General features: G+C 56.8%; 15 protein-coding genes. 6 read left to right on the top strand and 9 right to left on the bottom strand.

The genetic code is table 11. The features are described from left to right. Positions 1-4: 4 nt before the first annotated feature. The 4 genes from FE840_RS07600 to FE840_RS07585 all read right to left on the bottom strand — a co-directional run bounded on the left by FE840_RS07600 (position 5) and on the right by FE840_RS07585 (position 4,833). Positions 5-910, bottom strand: coding sequence for an ABC transporter permease subunit (locus FE840_RS07600; protein ID WP_138285447.1), 906 nt, complete (start codon positions 908-910; stop codon positions 5-7). A gap of 10 nt (positions 911-920) precedes the next feature. Further along, positions 921-2,078, bottom strand: a complete 1,158-nt coding sequence (locus tag FE840_RS07595; RefSeq protein WP_138285448.1) for an ABC transporter ATP-binding protein — start codon at positions 2,076-2,078, stop codon at positions 921-923. Positions 2,079-2,164: 86 nt separating this feature from the next. Continuing rightward, positions 2,165-3,265 (bottom strand): polyamine ABC transporter substrate-binding protein, encoded by a 1,101-nt coding sequence (locus tag FE840_RS07590; protein WP_138285449.1) that lies wholly within the window; start codon positions 3,263-3,265, stop codon positions 2,165-2,167. 140 nt (positions 3,266-3,405) lie between these two features. After that, positions 3,406-4,833 (bottom strand): helix-turn-helix domain-containing protein, encoded by a 1,428-nt coding sequence (locus FE840_RS07585; protein WP_138285450.1) that lies wholly within the window; start codon positions 4,831-4,833, stop codon positions 3,406-3,408. 243 nt (positions 4,834-5,076) lie between these two features. Between FE840_RS07585 and aceA the strand changes: the two genes are divergently transcribed. Both aceA and FE840_RS07575 read left to right on the top strand, forming a co-directional pair. Continuing rightward, on the top strand, positions 5,077-6,366 hold the full coding sequence (aceA, locus tag FE840_RS07580) for an isocitrate lyase (RefSeq protein WP_138285451.1): 1,290 nt from the start codon (positions 5,077-5,079) through the stop codon (positions 6,364-6,366). Between the two features lie 86 nt (positions 6,367-6,452). Continuing rightward, the gene (locus FE840_RS07575; RefSeq protein ID WP_138285452.1) at positions 6,453-6,698 is read left to right on the top strand and encodes an SMc00767 family acetate metabolism repressor; all 246 of its coding nucleotides are present in this window, start codon (positions 6,453-6,455) and stop codon (positions 6,696-6,698) included. Positions 6,699-6,810: 112 nt separating this feature from the next. Here the strand turns inward: FE840_RS07575 and FE840_RS07570 are convergent, their stop codons facing one another. The 5 genes from FE840_RS07570 to FE840_RS07550 form a co-directional block, all read right to left on the bottom strand. Continuing rightward, entirely contained in the window at positions 6,811-9,333 is a 2,523-nt protein-coding gene (locus FE840_RS07570; RefSeq protein ID WP_138285453.1) for a methyl-accepting chemotaxis protein, read from the bottom strand. Between the two features lie 198 nt (positions 9,334-9,531). Further along, the gene (locus tag FE840_RS07565) at positions 9,532-10,404 is read right to left on the bottom strand and encodes a LysR family transcriptional regulator (protein WP_138285454.1); all 873 of its coding nucleotides are present in this window, start codon (positions 10,402-10,404) and stop codon (positions 9,532-9,534) included. A 391-nt stretch (positions 10,405-10,795) separates the two neighbouring features. After that, on the bottom strand, positions 10,796-13,321 hold the full coding sequence (locus FE840_RS07560; RefSeq protein ID WP_138285455.1) for a methyl-accepting chemotaxis protein: 2,526 nt from the start codon (positions 13,319-13,321) through the stop codon (positions 10,796-10,798). A 323-nt stretch (positions 13,322-13,644) separates the two neighbouring features. Then, entirely contained in the window at positions 13,645-13,788 is a 144-nt protein-coding gene (locus tag FE840_RS07555) for a hypothetical protein (RefSeq protein ID WP_171033635.1), read from the bottom strand. Between the two features lie 180 nt (positions 13,789-13,968). After that, complete coding sequence (locus tag FE840_RS07550) at positions 13,969-15,150, bottom strand: BaiN/RdsA family NAD(P)/FAD-dependent oxidoreductase (RefSeq protein WP_138285456.1); 1,182 nt, start codon at positions 15,148-15,150, stop codon at positions 13,969-13,971. A gap of 123 nt (positions 15,151-15,273) precedes the next feature. On the opposite strand from FE840_RS07550, the gene FE840_RS07545 reads away from it, so the two are divergent. From FE840_RS07545 to pgl, 4 genes are all read left to right on the top strand, one after another. After that, positions 15,274-16,710, top strand: coding sequence for a glutamine synthetase family protein (locus tag FE840_RS07545; protein ID WP_138285457.1), 1,437 nt, complete (start codon positions 15,274-15,276; stop codon positions 16,708-16,710). Positions 16,711-16,722: 12 nt separating this feature from the next. After that, complete coding sequence (locus FE840_RS07540) at positions 16,723-18,009, top strand: NAD(P)/FAD-dependent oxidoreductase (RefSeq protein WP_138285458.1); 1,287 nt, start codon at positions 16,723-16,725, stop codon at positions 18,007-18,009. Positions 18,010-18,194: 185 nt separating this feature from the next. After that, the gene (gene zwf, locus FE840_RS07535) at positions 18,195-19,667 is read left to right on the top strand and encodes a glucose-6-phosphate dehydrogenase (protein WP_138285459.1); all 1,473 of its coding nucleotides are present in this window, start codon (positions 18,195-18,197) and stop codon (positions 19,665-19,667) included. Positions 19,668-19,682: 15 nt separating this feature from the next. Continuing rightward, entirely contained in the window at positions 19,683-20,381 is a 699-nt protein-coding gene (gene pgl, locus FE840_RS07530; protein WP_138285460.1) for a 6-phosphogluconolactonase, read from the top strand. The last annotated feature ends 107 nt before the right edge of the window (positions 20,382-20,488 follow it).

The following is a 20,488-nucleotide window of genomic DNA, read 5'->3' as shown; positions in this document are numbered from 1 at the left end:
ATCCTCACGCTTTCTGCTGCTGGTTCTGGAAGATCATGATTGGCACGACCAGAAGCAGGAGGAGTATGATCGCGACTGCAGACGCAAGCGGCCAATCTCTATTGCCAAAAAACTCTGTCCAGAGCGTCTTGCCGATCATCAGCGTCTCTGCCCCGCCGAGCAGATCGGGGATGACGAACTCGCCCGTGATCGGGATGAAGCAGATCATCGAGCCCGCGATGACACCGGGGATAGAGAGGGGAAAGGTAATTTTCCAGAAGGCCTTCCATGGCGGACAGCCGAGGTCACTTGCGGCCTCGAGCAAAGTCGCGTCCATTTTTTCCAGTGCGGCATAGAGGGGCAGGACCATGAATGGCAGATAGGAATAGACAATACCAATGAAGACTGCGGTCTCGGTTCGGAAAATCTGCACCTGATCATCGGCCCCCAGCAGCCCAACAGACTGCAAGGCAACGGTTAGCAGGCCTTCCGGCTTCAGAATGCCGATCCACGCATAGACGCGGATCAGAAATGACGTCCAGAATGGCAGGATCACCAGCATGAGAAGGGTTGGCCGCAGCGTCAATGGCGCGCGAGCCATAGCCAATGCCATCGGATAGCCGATCAGCAGCAACAGAAGCGTCGAGAAAAATGCAATCCTCAGCGATGATATATAGGCATTGGCATAAAGAAAGTCCTCGGTCAGGAAGACATAGTTCTCGAAGTCCAGTTCCGAAAAGAAGTCGCCGATGGCAGACCATCCTTCGAAGACCGGTGTATAGGGCGGCATGGCGATCGCCGTATCAGACAGCGAAATCTTTGCAATGATCAGGAAGGGCGTGAGGAAAAAGAGTAGCAGCCAGAGATAAGGCACATAGACGACGAGCCAAGCCGCGAAGCCGGGCCTCTTATCAGCGATGTCGTTTGCCATGCTCGCCTCCTCAGTGTGTCAGGACAAGGCCGGCATCCTCAGACCAGGACAACCAAACCATGTCACCGAAGGTAATCGGTCTCTCAACGACCCGCGCGATATTGGCCTGAGCGGCACGGAAGAATCGACCATCCGCGAGCTTCACTATGAACACCGAAAAATCGCCGAGATAGCCTATATCCCAGACTTCGCCGTGAAGAGTGTTTACGGCGGTTTCGCTCGGCTGGTCGAGAGACATGCGAACCTTTTCAGGACGGATGGCGAAGGCCACCGATGCGCCAACCGCAGCTTCGCATGTCTCCTGGTCGACGGCCACAACGAAGCCATCGCAATCGACCTTGACCGGATCATGCGCGTGACCGCTGCCAGCCGACAAAAGCTTTCCTTCGACGATGTTGATGTCGCCGATGAAGTCCGCAACATAACGGGAATTGGGTGCCTCGTAGATCTCGGCAGGCGTTGCCACCTGGACCAGGATACCCTTGTCCATCACGGCAATCCGATCCGATACGGTCATCGCTTCTTCCTGATCATGGGTAACGATCAGGAAGGTCAGGCCGAGCTTGGTCTGAATGTCCATCAGCTCGAATTGGGTTTCTTCCCGAAGCTTGCGATCCAGCGCTCCCAGCGGTTCGTCAAGCAGCAGAACCTTGGGGCGCTTGGCCAGAGAACGCGCAAGTGCCACCCTCTGGCGCTGACCGCCGGACAACTGGTTCGGCTTGCGCTTGGCGAATTGCTCCAGCTTTACAAGCTTGAGCATCTCCTGCACGCGAGCATTGATGTCGGCCTTCGACATGTTGTCCTGCTCCAGGCCAAATGCAATGTTCTTCTCGACCGTCATGTGCGGGAACAGCGCGTAGGACTGGAACATCATGTTGGTCGGCCGCTTGTAGGGCGGCACACCGGAAAGATCCTGACCCTGCAGCAGGATGCGACCCGATGACGGCTGCTCGAAGCCCGCCAGCATGCGCATGAGCGTTGTCTTGCCACATCCTGACGGGCCAAGCAGCGAAAAGAATTCCCGCTCGTAGATATCGAGGCTCAGATTGTCGACAGCTACGAAATCACCGAAGCGTTTGGTAACATTTTCAAAACGGATAAAGGGTGTGGCTCCCGGATCTGTCCAGGGGGAAAAGCTGCGTTTAACGGGTCCCAGAGACTTCGCCATCGACCAATCCAGACATGAAATTAAGACTTTGAGGGCAAGATGAAAAAGGCCGGGCGATTGACACCCGGCCCCTTGAGCTCGACCGATCAGCTACCGGTCTTGATATTCGTCCAAACCCTGTTCAGGACACGCTGCTCGCGCGGCCCGTAAGGAGAGATCGTAAACAGCTTGGCCATGACATCTTCCGGCGGGTAGACTGCCGGATTATCGCGGACTTCAGCATCAAGAAGTTCCTTGGATGCAAGGTTGCCATTGGCATACTGAACATAGTTGGAAGACTTGGCGATGATGTCCGGTCGCATCATGAAGTTGATGAATGCATGGGCTTCCTCGACATTTCTGGCATCCGCAGGGATGGCCATATTGTCGAACCACATATAGGTGCCTTCCTTCGGAATCACATAATTGACCTCGACACCATTGCCAGCCTCTTCGGCGCGCGCCTTGGCCTGCAGGATATCTCCCGACCAGCCAATCGTCATGCAAATGTCGCCATTAGCCAGATCATCGATGTAAGCAGACGAGTTGAAAGTGCGAACGAAGGGACGGATCTTCTGGAACACTTCGCCACCTGCCTCAAGGTCAGCGGTCTCCTTGCTGTCCGGATCCTTGCCGATGTAATTCATCGCAATTGCGAAAGTTTCATCAGAGGCATCAAGGATATTGATCCCGCAATCCTTAAGCTTTTCGGCATTGGCCGGGTCAAAGACCGCACTCCAGCTGTCGACAGTGAAGTCGGCGCCGAGTGCCTCCTTTATCTTGGCAACATTGTAGCCGATACCCGTCGTGCCCCACATGTAGTTTACGGCATACTCGTTGCCGGGATCATATTTGGCGAGGCGCTCACTGACCATCGGCCACATGTTGGACAGATTCGGGAGTTTGGATTTATCCAGCTTCTGGAAGACACCCGCTTCAATCTGGCGGGCAAGGAATGGCCCCGTTGGCACGACGACATCATAGCCCGAACCGCCGGCAAGCAATTTCGTTTCAAGGAGTTCGTTGGAATCAAAAACGTCATAGACGACCTTGATACCGGTCTCCTTTGTAAACTCTTCCAGCACCGACTCATCGATATAGTCAGACCAGTTATATACATTGACAACGCGTTCCTGCGCTTGGACAGCCGATGCGATGAAGATCGTTGCCAAGGCTACTGACGCCGTTCGGATGAATTGAGCCTTCATTTTTTCTCCTGTTCCAGACTTTTGGGAGCTAGGCGCTCCTGTTGCCATTCCCACTGTTTTTTTAGGAGACTAGAAAGGAATTCGACAGGCGACAAGCATAAATCTTCGCAGTCGCGAATGCTTTACCGCTGCTTGTCCAATCACTGGAAATCGAATGCACTCAGTCCTGTAACCATTTCGTCGAGGCCTAGCGGGCGTGTCAGCGGCGGCTCCGCACGTGCCAGACAGCCCGGTCTTTCACAGAGGCGACAGGCTGTCCCGATGGCAATCGGAGGTGTGCCTTCCTGCGGCAAGGCAGCCCCATAAATCAACTCCGACCGATGACTGATATCGCAGCCAATCAGAAGCGCCGTCCGGCGAACCCGTTCGCCAAAACCGGCTTGAGGTCCCTCCAGGGTTCTGGATACGGTCAAAAATCCTGAACCGTCGGGCATCTCCACATGGTCCACCAACAACTGACCGGGGAGCGCAAAGGCAGCGTGGATGCTGAGTTTCGGACAGCCTCCGCCGAACTTCGCCTGAGGGAAGCCGTGGGAACCCGCCCGCCTGAAGCGGTTTCCGGCGTTGTCGATTTCCATCATGAAGAAGGGGATGCCCTGTGCGCCTGGCCGTTGAAGCATGGTCAGACGATTGGCCACCTGCTCGAATGACACATTGAAGCGAGCGCGCAGCACATCAATGTCGTAACGGGCACGCTGGGCAGACGACAAAAAGCTAACATAGGGCATCATGAGCGCGTGTGCCGCATAGCGAGCCAGTTCGAATCTGCCGAGGCGCCGTGCTTCGCTGGACGTCAAGGCCATGCTGTCGAGTTCCGACTGGATCTGGTCGCCAAAGGAAAGAAGACAGACTTCCATGGCCACTTCCCTCAACTGGTCAAATGTCGAAAGCCGTTCTGACAGGAACAGACGCATGGAATGGCGGTCGTAACGACGGCGCAGGCTTGGCATGGTCTGGACCGGTAAAGCCCGAACAACAATCCCATGCGTCGCGCGCAACCAGCCCTTCAAGGCAACGCCCAGATCATCCCCCGCGCTCAGCCCAAGGTCAGCATGAAAGGCCTCTGCTGCATCTTCAAGACGCGCATGGAAATTGGGGCGCTTCTCGATCTGATCACGCACTTCATCAATGGGCAGCCTTGCACCTGAGAGCGATGTCTCATGGCCTTCTCGCGCCAGGAGCTCTGCAAGATCGGATAAACGGCCTGCCTGCTCCCGATAAGCCCGGTAGAGCTTCACTATCCCGTTTGCCGCATTCGGCGCCACCTCTGCAACTTCGATGAGTTCCTGGTCGCCCGGCAATTCTCCCGAAAGCAGCGGATCAGCAAAGATTTCACGCAACTGACCGACATTGCTCCCCGCCTCCCCCTGCAACTCATCAAGATCGACCTTGTAGACGGAAGCCAATTTCAGAAGCAGTTGTACGGTGAGTGGGCGCTGATTGCGCTCGATCAGATTGAGATAAGATGGCGAGATTTCCAGAGCCTCGGCCATCGCTGTTTGGGTCAGACCCAGTCCATTGCGAATACGGCGTACGCGCGGACCTGCAAAAATCTTTCTCTCAGCCATCTCTTTTACAAACCTTTTACAAGCCAGCAAAGCAGTATGGGAAATACAGCGTTGACAATTTTTACAAATTTACATCGCGCCAATGTCAAAGACAAGACAGCTTAACCTCTTTCAGTTCCTAATTTTGCTGAATTTTCTAGAGGTATTTTGCATTGCGGTGTAAAACTGGTCACATCAAAAGCGAGCTGAATGTGTTGTCAAACACGGTAAAGCCGCAGTGAGCACCGACCAGGGAGGCCGACCATGACTGACTTTTACAACCTCGTCCCCAGCGCACCAAAGGGCCGCTACGAGGGTATTGAACGCCCTTACACCGCCGCCGATGTCGAGCGTCTGCGTGGCTCGGTGCAGATCAAGTACACGCTGGCTGAAAACGGTGCCAACCGCCTGTGGAAGCTGATCCACGAGGAAGACTTCGTCAACGCTCTGGGCGCACTCTCCGGCAACCAGGCCATGCAGATGGTTCGCGCCGGACTGAAGGCCATCTATCTGTCAGGCTGGCAGGTTGCTGCGGATGCCAATACCGCGTCCTCCATGTATCCGGACCAGTCGCTTTATCCCGCAAATGCTGCGCCGGAACTGGCCAAGCGGATCAACAAGACCCTGCAGCGCGCCGATCAGATCGAAACGCAGGAAGGCAAGGGCCTTTCAGTCGAGACCTGGTTTGCTCCCATCGTTGCCGATGCGGAAGCTGGCTTCGGCGGACCGCTGAATTCCTTCGAAATCATGAAGGCTTTCATCGAAGCCGGCGCTGCAGGCGTTCACTATGAGGACCAGCTGGCGTCTGAAAAGAAGTGCGGCCATCTCGGCGGCAAGGTTCTGATCCCGACCCAGGCGCATATCCGCAACCTGAATGCCGCGCGCCTTGCCGCTGACGTCATGGGTACGCCGACGCTCATCATCGCCCGTACCGATGCCGAAGCAGCAAAGCTGCTTACATCCGACATCGACGAGCGTGACCAGCCTTTCGTTGATTACGATGCAGGTCGCACCGCCGAAGGCTTCTATCAGGTGAAGAACGGCATCGAGCCGTGCATCGCCCGCGCTATTGCCTATGCCCCCTATTGCGACATGATCTGGATGGAAACCTCCAAGCCTGATCTGGAACAGGCACGCAAGTTTGCCGAAGCCGTGCACAAGGCACATCCCGGCAAGAAGCTTGCCTACAACTGCTCGCCGTCGTTCAACTGGAAGAAGAACCTCGATGACGCAACGATCGCCAAGTACCAGAAGGAACTCGGCGCGATGGGCTACAAGTTCCAGTTCATCACGCTGGCCGGCTTCCACCAGCTGAACTACGGCATGTTCGAACTGGCCCGTGGCTACAAGGATCGCCAGATGGCTGCCTATTCCGAGCTGCAGCAGGCGGAATTTGCCGCTGAGGTCAACGGCTACACGGCAACCAAGCATCAGCGCGAAGTCGGCACCGGTTACTTTGATGCCGTTTCAATGGCGATCACCGGTGGCCAGTCTTCAACGACAGCCATGAAGGAATCAACCGAGACGGACCAGTTCCGTCCGGCTGCTGAGTAAACTGAAGGCCCCTCCCTGAAAACGGGAGGGGCTATACCAAGCGACGACCCACTTTCAAGAACCCCTATCACAAGAGGAGAAATGCTATGACACCCCAGACCCGAGTCAAAGAACGTGCAGAAGAGCAGTCTTCGGCCATGAATTCCGACCAGCAGGCCATGATCCGTATGCTGGCCAATGACCTGCACCGTCTCAACCACTCCATCATGAAGGCGGTCGATGCTGGTGTATCGGTTGAGCTGGTTCGCTCTGCCCGCCATCACGGTGGCGACGGCAACTGGGGTGATCTCTTGATCCCCGTTATTGTGACACAGGGGACGCACGCAGCCTGATCAAGGGTTGCATCGAGCTATCCCCGTCCGGTCCTGACCTCCGGACAGCTTCCCGCCCATTCATGCGTCGCTAGTTGAGACTCATGAATGGGCGGGTTTTTCATGTCTTTGATCAAGCAGCCTGGCGCTGCACCGAATTATCGGTCTCCACCTTGAACTGCGTCAACAGGGCTACAAGCTGGTCGGCCTCATCTGCCAGCATGCGACCTGCAGCGCTCGTCTCTTCAACCATCGCAGCGTTTTGCTGCGTAAGTTGATCCATCTGCGAAACGGCGCCGTTGACTTCCAGTAGTGCGGCCGACTGGTCTCGGCTCACCGCCGCAATCGCCTCCACATGATCGGTGATCGTTGCGATCTGCTCACCAATCGCCTTCAACGCCTCCCCGGTTTCAAGAACGAGTTTTGAGCCAGCCGTCACTTCGGTCGCCGAGGAATGGATAAGGGTCTTGATCTGCTTTGCGGCTCCAGCAGATCTTTGCGCCAGTTCCCGCACTTCCTGCGCAACGACTGCAAAGCCTTTGCCGGCTTCGCCTGCACGAGCGGCTTCGACACCGGCGTTGAGTGCAAGCAGATTGGTCTGGAAGGCGATTTCGTCGATAACGCCGATGATCTGTTCAATCTGTCCAGAGGCCTGCTGGATGCGGCCCATGGCAGAAACGGCATTGTCCACGATGACTGTTGAAGCCTCGGCGTTCTGTTTCGTATCTTTAACGATGCCGTTCACATCTCGCGCCTTCTCTGCGGCAGCTCGGACACTTGACGTCACTTCACTGACAGCCGCAGCGGTTTCTTCAAGTGACGCGGCCTGTGTTTCCGTGCGGCGTGACAGCTCATCCGTCGAATGGGCCATCTGTCGGACATTGCCTTCAATTGCAGCCACATTGCCCTGGATCTTGCGGATGGTGTCCTGAAGACGGCTGAGCGAGCGGTTGAAGTCCTGGCGTAGGCGCTCAAGACCGCCCGCGAACGGTGTATCGATCGTTGCGGTGACGTCGCCGTCTGCGAGGCGTTCGAGACCCTTTGCAAGCGCCAGAACCGCAAATTCGATCTGCTGTTCAGCCCGCTGCTTTTCTTCTTCGTTGGCGAGGCGCTCAGCATCAGCCGCCGCTCTCGTCCTTTCGCTGTCCTCTTCAATGCGGATCTTTGCGAGGGCATTTTCCTTGAACACGCCAAGTGCCCTTGCCATGTCGCCAATCTCGTCCTTACGGGCATCACCGTTGATCGGTGCGTTAAGATCACCCGAGGCCAAGCGGCGCATAGCAGCGGTAATCTGCGTGATTGGGCCCTTGAATGTGACCACCAGTCCAATGCCGGCAAAGACAGCAATTATCACACCGAGAAGCATTGCGGTTACGGAGATCTGGTTTGCCTTTTCGCGCTCGGAGCCGGCAGCCTCCCGCTGGAGAGCCGCAAAATCCGTCAGCTTGAGCCAAATCGCTTCGATATCGCCGGCCGCTGCGGCAAAGGCCGCTTTGCGCTCCTCCGAGAGTTTTACCAGGGCGTCCGCCCTTTCGCCGATCTGATCCGCAACAGGTCTCAAGCGCTCAGCTCGTTCTTTGACACTGTCCGATACACCGGCTGTCTTTGCCAGCGTGCTTGCGGAGGCCTTCAAAGCCGCGAGGGAAACCTTCAGGGATGAGAAAGTCTGCCCTGTGGGATTGCCGATCAGGCGCGCCACCAGGGTCTCGACCATGCCAATGCCGTCAACAAGCTGGCCCGTTGCGTTAATCAAAGCCGTGGCCTCGGCGATCGGCTGATCGAGCGAGCCAAAGACCTGGGTTGCCTCGCGCGCCTTGATCGTCGATGCACCTTGAAGCCGGATGCCGGTGGGACGCAGGACGTTAACGGCGCGGTCAACGGCTCCGATCGTGGACTCATTGAACACACCGATATCAAGCTGTTTCTTGAGGACGCTGAGGCTATCGGAAATGCCGCCTCCGATGACCTTCTGATCCACCGGCAATGCTTCGGTGATCTCCGCGCTTGCCAGTTCCAGGGCCGGAAGTTGGTCTGCAACCAGCGCCATCTTCTCCTCTGGCGTCGTCAGATTGTTGAAATCAGTGACAAATTTCGAAATGATGCTGCTGCCGCGATTGAGCTTCTCTGCTTCTCGCAACAGCCCCTTCGCCCGAGCTTCATCGGCTGCCAACAAGTCGCGCAAGGCTTTCGCGTCGGTACGCAGATCTCTGCGCTCCATATTGAGGCTGACCAGATTGCTCTCAATCCCATTCGTCAGGGACACTTCCTGCTGATGAAGCTCCCATAGCTGCTGGACCTTCGCGTTAATGGCATCAGTGCCTGCCACAGCCTCTGCGATCTCTGCTGCTCCATCCTGACCCTTGAGGCTATCTTGCGTGGCCTTCAATGCTGAAATCTGTGTCGCCAGTTCCTGGTCCAGGACAGACTTCGTGTCGTCATTCGTATCCTGCAGGAATGTCGTCATGCTGAGATAGACATTCTTGAAGCCACTCATCGTATTGAGAACCGTGTTGGATACATCCATGCGGCTCTGCAGCAGGCTTGATGCATAAAACCCCGTCAGTCCCACTGCACAGATACTGACAACGAAGGGCAATATGAAGACCAGGACCTTGGTCTGGATCTTGAAGCGAGCCAAAAAGCGATCAACAAACATTTTCGTCCCCAAAACGATGAGCGAGCGGTGCGATACAAATACATCGGCACCCGAAAATCCCATGGGAAGTTGAAGAAAGTCTGAAGATCGGCCTCGTCAAAATTCACATGAACATTCTCAAATATTTGTTTGTCTTAAATATTTCTCTCGCCATGAACGAAACGGCCCTCGTGCTCGATGGTGCCGGCTCCCTCCAGTTCAGCCTCTACTTGGGCGGCGTCCTGCAATCAGGTCTGAATGAGCCTTCAGAAGCTCGGTTATTCGATCAACCACCGTTCTGATCTCGGCCCGATGCCGATCATCATTGTTCATTACGATCCATTGCCTGTGCTTCAGGCTGACAAGCTCGTCGCCTGCACGCTGCAAACCGGGCTCAAGGTCTCCGACGAAGCACGGCAGGACTGCAATACCGGCTCCCGCCAAAGCGAGATCCTTCAGCGATCGCGGTCGGTTCACCGTGGCGACCACCTGGTTGCGACGGTTTTCCAGCGGCCAGCGAAGATAGGCCGAGATTGCGTTCTGATCATCAATTGCAAGCCAGCGCTCTTCACCTGCATCGTCCGTATTGCGGGCGCGGTAAGGTGCGTAGGCCACCTCTCCAAGAAGGGATGATGCAAGATTCAATTCTTCGGGTTCAAAGGCGCGAATGCCAATATCGGTCTCTCGATGGGCGAGGCTTGCCCGCTGTTCGCCAATGAACAGGTCAATTCGAAAGGCGTCCTTCTCCTTGCGAAGCGCAGAGAAGTTCTCAGAGATCAACCAGCCGATCCAGGTGCCGACGGTTATGCGCACCAGAGCGTCGCCAGCGGTGCCCCGCCGCCAGGCTTCCACTTTACGGGATGCGGTCTCCAGCTCTTCAAGATGTGCGAGCAGGGCTCGACCGTCTGCGGTCAGCGAGTAGCCGGTCTGGCTACGATGGAAAAGAACAAGCCCGAGTTCCTGTTCGAGAGCCAGCATCCGCCGGCCGAGTGTGGCAGGTGACAGACCACAGACTTCAGCCGCTCCCGTGAGGCCGCGATGTCGGGCGACATCCAGAAAGAGCTGATAGGAGTCCCAAGACACATTTTTCATGAATGAAACAGGTAGCGCATTTCTGACTGTTTAAGAAGCCAAATATGAAAGATAGATCAGGTGATGGATTGAACGGGTAAGGAGATCCATCATGCATGAAGTTTACGCTGCACTTTGCATGTCGATGATTAAAAACGAGGTCCGAGGTTGCCGTCGGCAACAATCGGAGGACCAGTTTTACGCCAGCTTTGGTGAACCCTGGTGGACAAGGCTCGCAAAACTTATCGCTCGTTACCGGCATCAAGAAAATAAGGGTCGGAAGGCGGTCGAACCTTCACCGCGTGACGATATTTCACGGCCTCAAGCGGGACGCCTGGAGTGTGAAAGATTCCATGCCCTGGTGCGGAAGTGAGCATCAGGGCATGGACGGAGCCTTGCAGTCGGCTTGCTCTCAAGCCGCGCGCGATCCCATCGATCGGTCAGCCTCAATACGGAATTGCGCAATCAAATCGCGCAGGGCATCTGTCTGACTGGAAAGATCCTGGGTCGCCGCCGTCGCCTCCTCGACCATAGCTGCATTCTGCTGCGTCATCTGGTCCATTCGGCCAACGGCACCATTGACCTCCTGCAGCGCACCCGATTGCTCGCGGCTGGTCGCGGCGATGCTTTCAACATGTTCGCTGATGGCTGCAATCTGCGTTCCAATCCGCGACAACACCTCACCGGTCTGCTGGACATGCGTAGAGCCGTTGGCAACCTCTTCGGCAGAACGGTTGATGAGAGCCTTGATTTCCTTGGCAGCGCCCGCCGAACGTTGCGCAAGTTCGCGCACTTCCTGCGCAACCACCGCGAAGCCCTTGCCGGCTTCACCGGCACGCGCAGCCTCAACCCCTGCATTCAACGCCAGGAGGTTGGTCTGGAAGGCGATTTCGTCGATCACCCCGATGATGTTGGAAATCTGGGCAGATGCCTCTTCGATCCGCCCCATGGCGGAGATGGCACTGCCGACCACTTTGGCAGATTCATCCGCGTTCTGCTTTGCCTCACGCACAACGCCGTTCACCTGCTCGGCTCGTTCCGAAGACGAACGAACGGCTGCAGTGATTTCGTCCACTGCCGCGGCGGTCTCTTCCAAAGATGCAGCCTGCTGTTCGGTGCGGCGGGCCAGATCCACTGCGGACTGGGCCATCTGGCGTCCATTGTTCTGGATCATTCCCACATTGCCCGCGATCTGCTGCATGGTGTCACGGAGTCGGGCCAGCGACAGATTGAAATCTGTCCTCAATCGCTCAAGCCGCCCATGGAAATGTCCTTCTATCTCGAAGGAGATATCGCCATTCGCGAGCCGCTCCAAAGCGCCGGCCAATTGCGTGACGGCATGGTCGATCTGCGCATCCAGGGTCTGCTTCTCCTCGTCGTTGCGACGGCGCTCGGCTTCCGCCTGCTGCTGTTCGCGCTGACGCGCAGCTTCGATCTGGATCTTGTTATGGGCGTTATGCTTGAAGACGCCAAGCGCGCGGGCCATAGCGCCAATTTCATCGCCTCGCTTGTCGCCCGCGATACCCGCCTCGAGATCGCCTTCCGCCAGACGCTGCATTGTTTGTGTAATGCGAGTAATAGGTCGCTGCAGGGTAAGAACCAACGCCACACCGCCGATCACGGCGAGAATGACACCCACGATCATCGTGGAAATGGAGAGCATGTTGGCTTCCTGGCTTTCGCTGCCAGCCACATCCTTCTGCATGTCGGCAAATGATGTCAGCGAGGCCCAGATGCGGTCCATCGTATCACTCGCTTCGTTGAAACGTGTCAGCCTGTCGGCACTGGTTGCAACGAGGCGAGCGGTGTCTTCCGTGAGGCCTGCCAGCAAAGGAGTGACCGAATTCGTCAGGGCGTTATAGAAAGCCTTGTCCGGAATGCTCCCGCCGAGAACGGTGAGATTATCACCCACCAGCTTGATCTGCCGCAAAACAGGGTCCCGGCTCTGTTCGTCTTTCTTCAAAAGGAAGGTGGCTGCCGAAAGCCGCAAATCGTAGAGATCATTGACGAGCTTGCCACTGCCGCGCACCATTTCATTGGCCTGGACGGCCATGGTCTCAACAGCGGAGAAACGCTCGATCGCCAAGGCGCTCTTTTGCGCGGCGCCGGTCCGCAAGATATCCTCGAAGGCGCCGAGGCGGGACACCAAGGCCGAGGCGGCTGAACCCGCATCGGGGCCGAAGTCGCCCGCAGCCACGATTGCTTTCAGCTCATCGGTGGTCGCTTTCAGCTCCTTGCCCAGATCCTTGTGTTCAGCCGGAAGTGCCGTGTTGATTCTGCGTTGGGTTTTGACCAATTCGGGGATCTGCTTTTCGAGCAGTGGGAACTGCTGAGCCGGGAAACCAGCTGCGGCAAACTCGTCCGCAACAGCCTTCAAATGCACGGCACCCGCTGTCAGGCGATCTGCCTCCCGAAGAGCCGATTTGGCATCGGTTTCGCCGGAAATGACCTGGCGCTGCATCTTTTCTGCTTCGTCAGCCAACCGGATCTGCTGGGCCATGAGGCCTTTCAGTTTATCGTTGATCGAAGCCGAAATCTCAACCTCGGACTGATAGAGCTGCCATAGGTGGTCGATCTTTTCGCTCACCTCGGAGGTTCCGTTTAAGGCATCATCAAGGAAGTTGCGACCGGTTCCGTCATCGCCGATCTCTGATAGATTGGCCTGAAGGCTGGCTTTTTGCTCTTGCAGCTGGGTTGTCACCGTGTTCCGAGTCTCTTCGGATGTCTGGTTCAGGAACTCTCCCATGCTGGCATTGAGATTCCTGAAGCCGTTCAGCGACCGCATGGTGCCGTTGGATATCTCCATTCGATGCTGCAACATGCCGGAGGCATAAAGCCCCATGAGACCAACAGCCGTTATCGACAGAACAAAAGGTACGACGAAGGCCATAACTTTCGTAGAAATCGAGAATCTGGATAGGATTTGGTCGATCAGCATGCACTTCCTCCAACATTTTCAGCGAGGGCCCTCACCTGTCCCTGCCGTTCGGCATCGGTTACTCCAGGTCGACGCAAGTCAACGAAGAAACCGGATACCGGGCTTCGCTGGTCAACTTCGACTAAAATAATCAAGAGGTAGTTAAACCGATTAGATAAGGTTTTGGCATGGGAAAAGCGGGGGCGACGGCCACGAAACCGGTCGCAGCCGACAGCAGCGGTGGGATTCGGGGTGTCTCCGCGAGACCAGGGATTGCGCGCAAAAAGCGACCAGCACAGCGCTGGTCGTGAGAGCCTGCTACCGGTTTGGCTCAGACAAGCGTATCAGTGGATCAGCGCAAGACCCAATGCTGCAAATGCGCTAGCAGCATAAATGCTTGCGATGGCGAAGTGGCGAATTCGATCGCGAACTTCATCCCCAGTACGGGCAATGGCGATGGCCTGGCTCTTGCGGGTCTGACGGGTCATAGGACGATCCTTGAAACACGTTTGGGGACGATACATGCGCCTGGTGTTTGCCGGTTTAACGTCATGTCCTGGTTCCTCGCGCACCAACCGGCATTCTTGCAGAATGGACCGTGGCCCTTAACAAGACGTGAATATCAGAGAAATCTAAATATCGTCCATGCGGCGGCGGCGGCGATGGTTCTAGAGGCTTTCACCACAGGCATGGCCTGACGCCCAGGCCCACTGAAAGTTATAGCCTCCCAACCAGCCAGTGACATCGACGCATTCGCCGATGAAGAAGAGCCCGGGAACAGAATTGGCCATCATTGTTTTGCTGTCGAGCTGACGCGTATCCACGCCACCAAGCGTCACTTCGGCCGTTCGATAGCCCTCGGTGCCTGCCGGTTTGATGGCCCAGCGACGGATGCTTGCTTCAAGCGACAAAAATGCACGATCTGACTGGTCTGCCAGAGGTCGGGTCATCTCAAGCCGCTCCGTCAGGTATTGGGCAAGACGCTTGGGCAGATACTGGGCCAGAACAGTCTGGACGGCCTGTTTTCCGTTGTCTTTTCGCGCAGATTTCAGAAGGTCGAGAATGGCGAGTTCAGGTTCCAGCGACAAATGGATTTCGTCCCCCTCACGCCAGTAGCTGGAAATCTGCAGGATTGCCGGACCGGAGAGCCCACGATGGGTAAACAGCATAGCCTCGCGGAAGCTGGTCTTTCCATGGCTCACAATGGCGTCGACGGAGACACCGGAAAGAGGTGCAACGTCACCTAGAAGATTAGGCTCAAGCGTCAGAGGCACCAGCGCTGGCCGGGTCTCCGTCACGGCAAGACCGAATTGTTCTGCGATGCGATAGGCAAAACCCGTCGCGCCCATCTTGGGAATCGATTTGCCACCGGATGCGATAACGAGAGCTGAGGCGGCAATCGCCCCTTCGCTGGTGCGCAAAATGAACCCATCAATATTCCTGGCAACGTCGCTGATTTCGCAACCGAGCCTCATATCCACCTTGCCCGCATGCATTTCGTCCAGGAGCATCCGGATGATGTCCTTCGCGCTGTTGTCGCAAAAAAGCTGGCCGAGCGTCTTTTCGTGCCATGCGATCTTGTGGCGGTCGACCATCGCGATGAAATCGGACGGAGTGAAACGGGCCAGCGCGGATTTGCAGAAATGTCGGTTTTCAGAGAGAAAATTCTTGGCGGATGCGTGAATGTTGGTGAAATTGCAGCGGCCTCCGCCTGAAATGCGAATCTTCTCGCCAGGAGCCTTTGCATGGTCAAGAAGGATGACGCGGCGGCCCTTCTGGCCGGCTCGCAAGGCCGCCATCATGCCGGCGGCACCGGCTCCGATGATCGCGACGTCGTAGTTCATGGCCATTCTGCGCTCCAACTTCGAACCCGCGCCTGTCTTTGCCATAAGCTGATCAAAGTCAACGCCGCCCCCTCGCCAATTGGCGAAGTCTGGTTATGATGTCATGATCAACAACCAAACCGGTGAGACATGCCTCCGAAGAAATCCATGCTGAGACCCCAAGGCGCCGCGTCCAAAAAGGCTAGCATTCCTCCGGACCCTCGTTCTCTCCGCGGCGTGAAGACCTGGAAGGAAGCCGCAGCCTGGCTGCGCGCACGCGGTATTGAAGACATCGAATGCATCACGCCGGACCTTGCAGGCGTTCCACGCGGCAAGATGATGCCATCTTCCAAATTCACCTCCAACACGTCCCTCGCGCTGCCTTCGGCTCTCTATCGGCATACGATTTCAGGCGAATATCCCGAAGAGACGGGAACATTCCGATATGAGCCGCGCGACAGCGATCTCAAGCTCGTGCCAGACCTTTCGACACTTTCCGTCGTGCCATGGGAAAGCGACCCAACTGCGCAGGTCATCTGCGATATTGTCAGTTCCGATGGTGAAAATGTCTCCTACACACCCCGGAATGTGCTCAAGAATGTATTGAAGCTTTACGAGGACAAAGGTTGGAAACCCGTCGTTGCGCCTGAAATCGAGTTTTATCTCGTCGCGGTCAACGAGGACCCCGACTATCCGCTGCATCCGCCGAAGGGGCGGTCCGGGCGCTCGATCCTCGGAGGCCAGGGCTATTCGATTGCCGGCATCAACGAGTTCGACGAACTGATCGACGATATCTACCATTTCTCCGAAAAGCAGGGGCTGGAGATCGATACGCTGATCCACGAGGAAGGGCCGGCTCAGCTCGAGATCAACCTTCGGCACGGCAATCCGATCGAATTGGCCGATCAGGTCTTCCTGTTCAAGCGGACGATACGGGAAGCGGCACTCAAACATGGCATCTACGCGACCTTCATGGCCAAACCCATGCAGGGGCAGCCGGGTTCGGCCATGCATATCCATCAGTCCGTCGTCGACATGGACAGCGGTCGCAACATCTTCTCAAATGCTGATGGATCGCCTTCGAAAGAGTTCTTCCACTTCATTGGCGGAATGCAGAAATATGTCCCGAATGCGCTGGTCATGCTGGCACCTTACGTCAATTCCTATCGGCGTTTGACACCTGACATGGCCGCACCCGTGAACAATGCCTGGGGCTATGACAACCGGACCACGGCATTCCGCGTTCCGATGTCGGATGCTGCCGCCAGACGGGTGGAAAACCGGCTGCCCAGTTCCGATGCCAATCCTTATCTTGCCCTCGCCGCCTCGCTCGGCTGTGGCTATCTCGGCATCGTCAAAGGCATTGAACCGACGGCTGCCGCAGAAGGCTCGGAAAATGAGGGGTCTGTCGATCTCCCACGGGGGCTTTTGGAGGCCGTCGCGCTTCTTGAAGGAGAAGCCGATTTCAACGGGGTCTTCGGTGCGGAGTTCATCGGCCTTTATGCCGGGGTCAAGCGTGGGGAATTCGAGACTTTCATGCAGGTGATCAGCCCCTGGGAGCGGGAATTCCTTCTGCTGAACGTTTGAGGAGACTGTCTGATGACCTGGCAAAGCCCGATTGCACCGGGGATATCCTGGTATCAGGCCAGTGTGAACGAGCGGCCTGAATATCCCGCCTTTGATGGATCTGTTTCGACGGATGTGGCGATCATCGGCGGCGGTTTCACCGGTCTTCAGGCAGCCTATAACCTTGCCCGCCTCGGTGTCTCGGTTGTCCTGATTGAAGGTGGGCGTTTCGGAGATGGCGCTTCGGGTCGCAATGGTGGGCAGCTCGGCAGTGGCCAGCGGGCATGGCCGGATGAGCTGGAGGCCGAACTGGGCTTCGAACGGTCGAAGGCCCTGTTCGACATGGCAGAGAATGCCAAGCGCTACCTGCTCGACTTTGCTGATCAGCATGGCATCGACATGGATTACCTGCCGGGTCAGCTCAATGTCGCGCACAAGCCTGGAAAGGAAGACGAGTATCGTCGCGCAGCCGAAGTCATGGCGATCCGCTACGACTATCCGCACATCACCTTCATGGATCGCCTTGAAACGGCAGAGCGCGTCGGCTCGAACCGCTATCAGTGCGGCATTCGCGATGTCGGAACGGGGCACATCCATCCCCTGAAACTCCTCATCGGCCTCGCGCGTGTCGCGTCCGAGGCGGGAGCTGCCATTCATGAAATGACGTCGGCTACCGCCATCCGGCAGACGGGTGGAAAGACGATGATCGACACAAACAAAGGGACAATCACGGCTGACCGCGCACTGATAGCAACCAATGCCTATATCGGTAATCTCGAACCGGTCACGTCTGCGCATGTCATGCCGATCCGGTCCTTTATTGGTGCAACTGTTCCGCTTGATGATTTCCCAAAGGTGATACCGGGTTCGGAAGCGATCGCCGACAGTCGCTTCGTCGTGCGCTATTTTCGCAAGTCACGGGACGGGCGGCTACTGTTCGGGGGACGGGAAGCCTATACCGCTGACAGCCCGCGTGACATCTCAGTTCACATCCGCCGCCAGATCGCGGAGATTTACCCCGAGCTTTCGGATATTGACATAACCCATTCGTGGGGCGGATCGGTTGGGATCACGCTGCCGCGCAAACCCTTCGCCCGCGATGTCATGCCGGGTGTCACGTCGATCGCAGGGTATTCGGGCCACGGCGTGATGCTGTCCAATTATAGCGGCAAGATGTATGCGGATCTGGTAGCTGGCAATGGCAGCGAGCTGGACCTCTTCAAGGAACTTGAGGTTCCGGCTTTCCCGGGTGGCACCGCGCTGCGCAAGCCACTGCTGTTTCTGGCGCTCACCTGGTATGCGCTGAGAGACAGGTTCTGAAAACCTGGATAATCAGCCAGAAACCGCCTGAGGCATCTGACGTCGCTGTGTGATTGATTGTCGCACATGACCTCGAAACTGGCTTGGCGCCTGCTCCAGAGACAAAAACCGATGCTTCGGGGTAGCTTTTTTAAATCGATTAGATTAGAAGCTGGTGCAGCATTCCGTCGAACGAGAGACGCAGCATGAGCAGCCAGATTATTCCCGTTGAACCCTTTGACTACGTCGTCTTTGGCGGCACCGGCGATCTTGCTGAACGCAAGCTTTTGCCAGCTCTTTATCACCGCCAGTTGGCCGGGCAACTGACAGAGCCGACGCGGATTATTGGTGCATCGCGGACTCCAATGACCGATGACGAGTATCGTCAGGTCACGCTCAAGGCTTTGAAGGAACACCTGAAGGCCGAGGAACTGCAGGAAGACGAACTGGCCAAGTTTCTCGCCCGTGTGCACTATGTCGGAGTGGACGCGAAATCGGATCAGGGCTGGGACAAGCTCAAAGCGCTGCTTGATAATGCGAAAGACGTTGTGCGTGCCTTCTATCTCGCGGTATCGCCGTCCCTGTTCGGAGATTTCGCCGACAAGATCCGCGATCACAAGCTGATCACGAAATCGACCCGGATCGTCGTGGAAAAGCCGATCGGCCGCGATCTTGCCTCCGCGCAAGTCCTCAACGACACGATCGGACGCGTCTTCAAGGAAGAGCAGATCTTCCGTATCGATCACTATCTTGGCAAGGAAACCGTGCAGAACCTGATGGCTTTGCGCTTTGCCAATGCCCTTTATGAACCCCTGTGGAATTCGGCCCATATCGATCATGTGCAGATTTCGGTGGCGGAATCGGTCGGCCTTGAGGGGCGCGTGACCTATTACGACAAGGCCGGCGCGCTGCGCGACATGGTTCAGAACCATATCCTGCAATTGCTCTGCCTTGTCGCCATGGAGGCGCCGCATTCCATGGATGCCGAGGGTGTGCGCGATGAAAAGCTGAAGGTCCTGAGGTCGCTGAAGCCGATCAGCGAAGCAAGTGTTGAGCGGCTGACGGTACGTGGCCAGTATCGTGCGGGAGCGTCCGCTGGCGGTGCGGTGAAGGGTTATCAGGAAGAACTCGGTGCGCCCTCCGATACCGAAACTTTCGTAGCGATCAAGGCGGAGATCAATAACTGGCGTTGGGCGGGCGTGCCGTTTTATCTGCGAACGGGCAAGCGTCTGGCGACGCGGATGTCGGAAATCGTCATCGCCTTCAAGCCCATCCCGCATTCGATCTTCGGTGATGCCGCAGGTCGGATCGAGGCGAACAAACTGGTGATCCGCCTGCAGCCGGATGAAGGCGTCAAGCAATGGCTGATGATCAAGGACCCAGGTCCAGGTGGCATGCGTCTGCGTCACGTCTCGCTCGACATGAGCTTCGCCCAGGCCTTCGAGGTCCGCAATCCGGACGCTTACGAGCGCCTCCTGATGGACGTCATCCGGTCGAACCAGACGCTCTTCATGCGCCGCGACGAAGTGGAGGCCGCATGGAAATGGGTCGATCCGATCCTGAAGGGCTGGGAAGAGGTTGGACAAAAAGCTCAAGGCTACACCTCTGGCACCTGGGGTCCGAGCCAGGCCATCGCCCTGATTGAGCGTGATGGCCGCACCTGGCACGAAAACGACTGAGGCCTGGACGGAAACATGCCACATCAGATGCACATATTCGACAATGGCGGGGAACTGGCCACGGCGCTTGCAGACCGCGTAGCAGCTCAGTTGCGTTCATCGATCACCGCCAATGGAGAAGCTACCCTGGCAGTGTCTGGCGGCTCGACGCCGAAAGCTTTCTTTCAGGCTTTGTCGACCCGTCAGCTTGACTGGAGCAAGGTGAAGATCACACTGGTCGATGAGCGTTTCGTTCCGGCGGACAATCCACGTTCCAATCACCTGCTGGTGCAAACCCATCTTCTCCAGAACCAGGCGGCGCAGGCGGATTTCGCACCCCTCTATCGACCCGAAGCCACCATTGAGGAAGCCGCTGTCACAGCATCAGGCGCGGTGCCAGGCATGACCAAGCCGTTCGATGTTGTTATCCTGGGAATGGGAACAGATGGACATACGGCCTCCTTCTTTCCAGGAGGCGATCATCTGGCCGCTTCGCTCGACCTGTCGAAGCCGCGGCGGGTGATGACGATGGAAGCACCGGGCGCCGGTGAAGCGCGCCTGACACTTTCCTTTTCCGCACTGCATGACGCCGGTCTTCTGGTGGTGCATATCGAAGGGGCTGAAAAGAAAGCCGTGCTGGAAAAGGCACTTTCGGCGAAGAATGAGGCGGAAATGCCAATCCGCGCCGTGCTTGAACGGGCTGCAACCGCGCCCGACATTTTCTGGGCTCCTTGATCGGGAAGCCCTATCCGCCGACGCAACTGTCGGCGGCATGCAGCGCCAATGGACAGATACGGGGCCGTATCGGCCCGCGCGATGCGTGATCTCTATGCTCGCGCCCA

It is taken from the genome of Peteryoungia desertarenae (assembly GCF_005860795.2).
Taxonomy (GTDB): Bacteria; Pseudomonadota; Alphaproteobacteria; order Rhizobiales; family Rhizobiaceae; genus Allorhizobium; species Allorhizobium desertarenae.
This window is presented reverse-complemented; position numbering and strand designations above follow the sequence as displayed.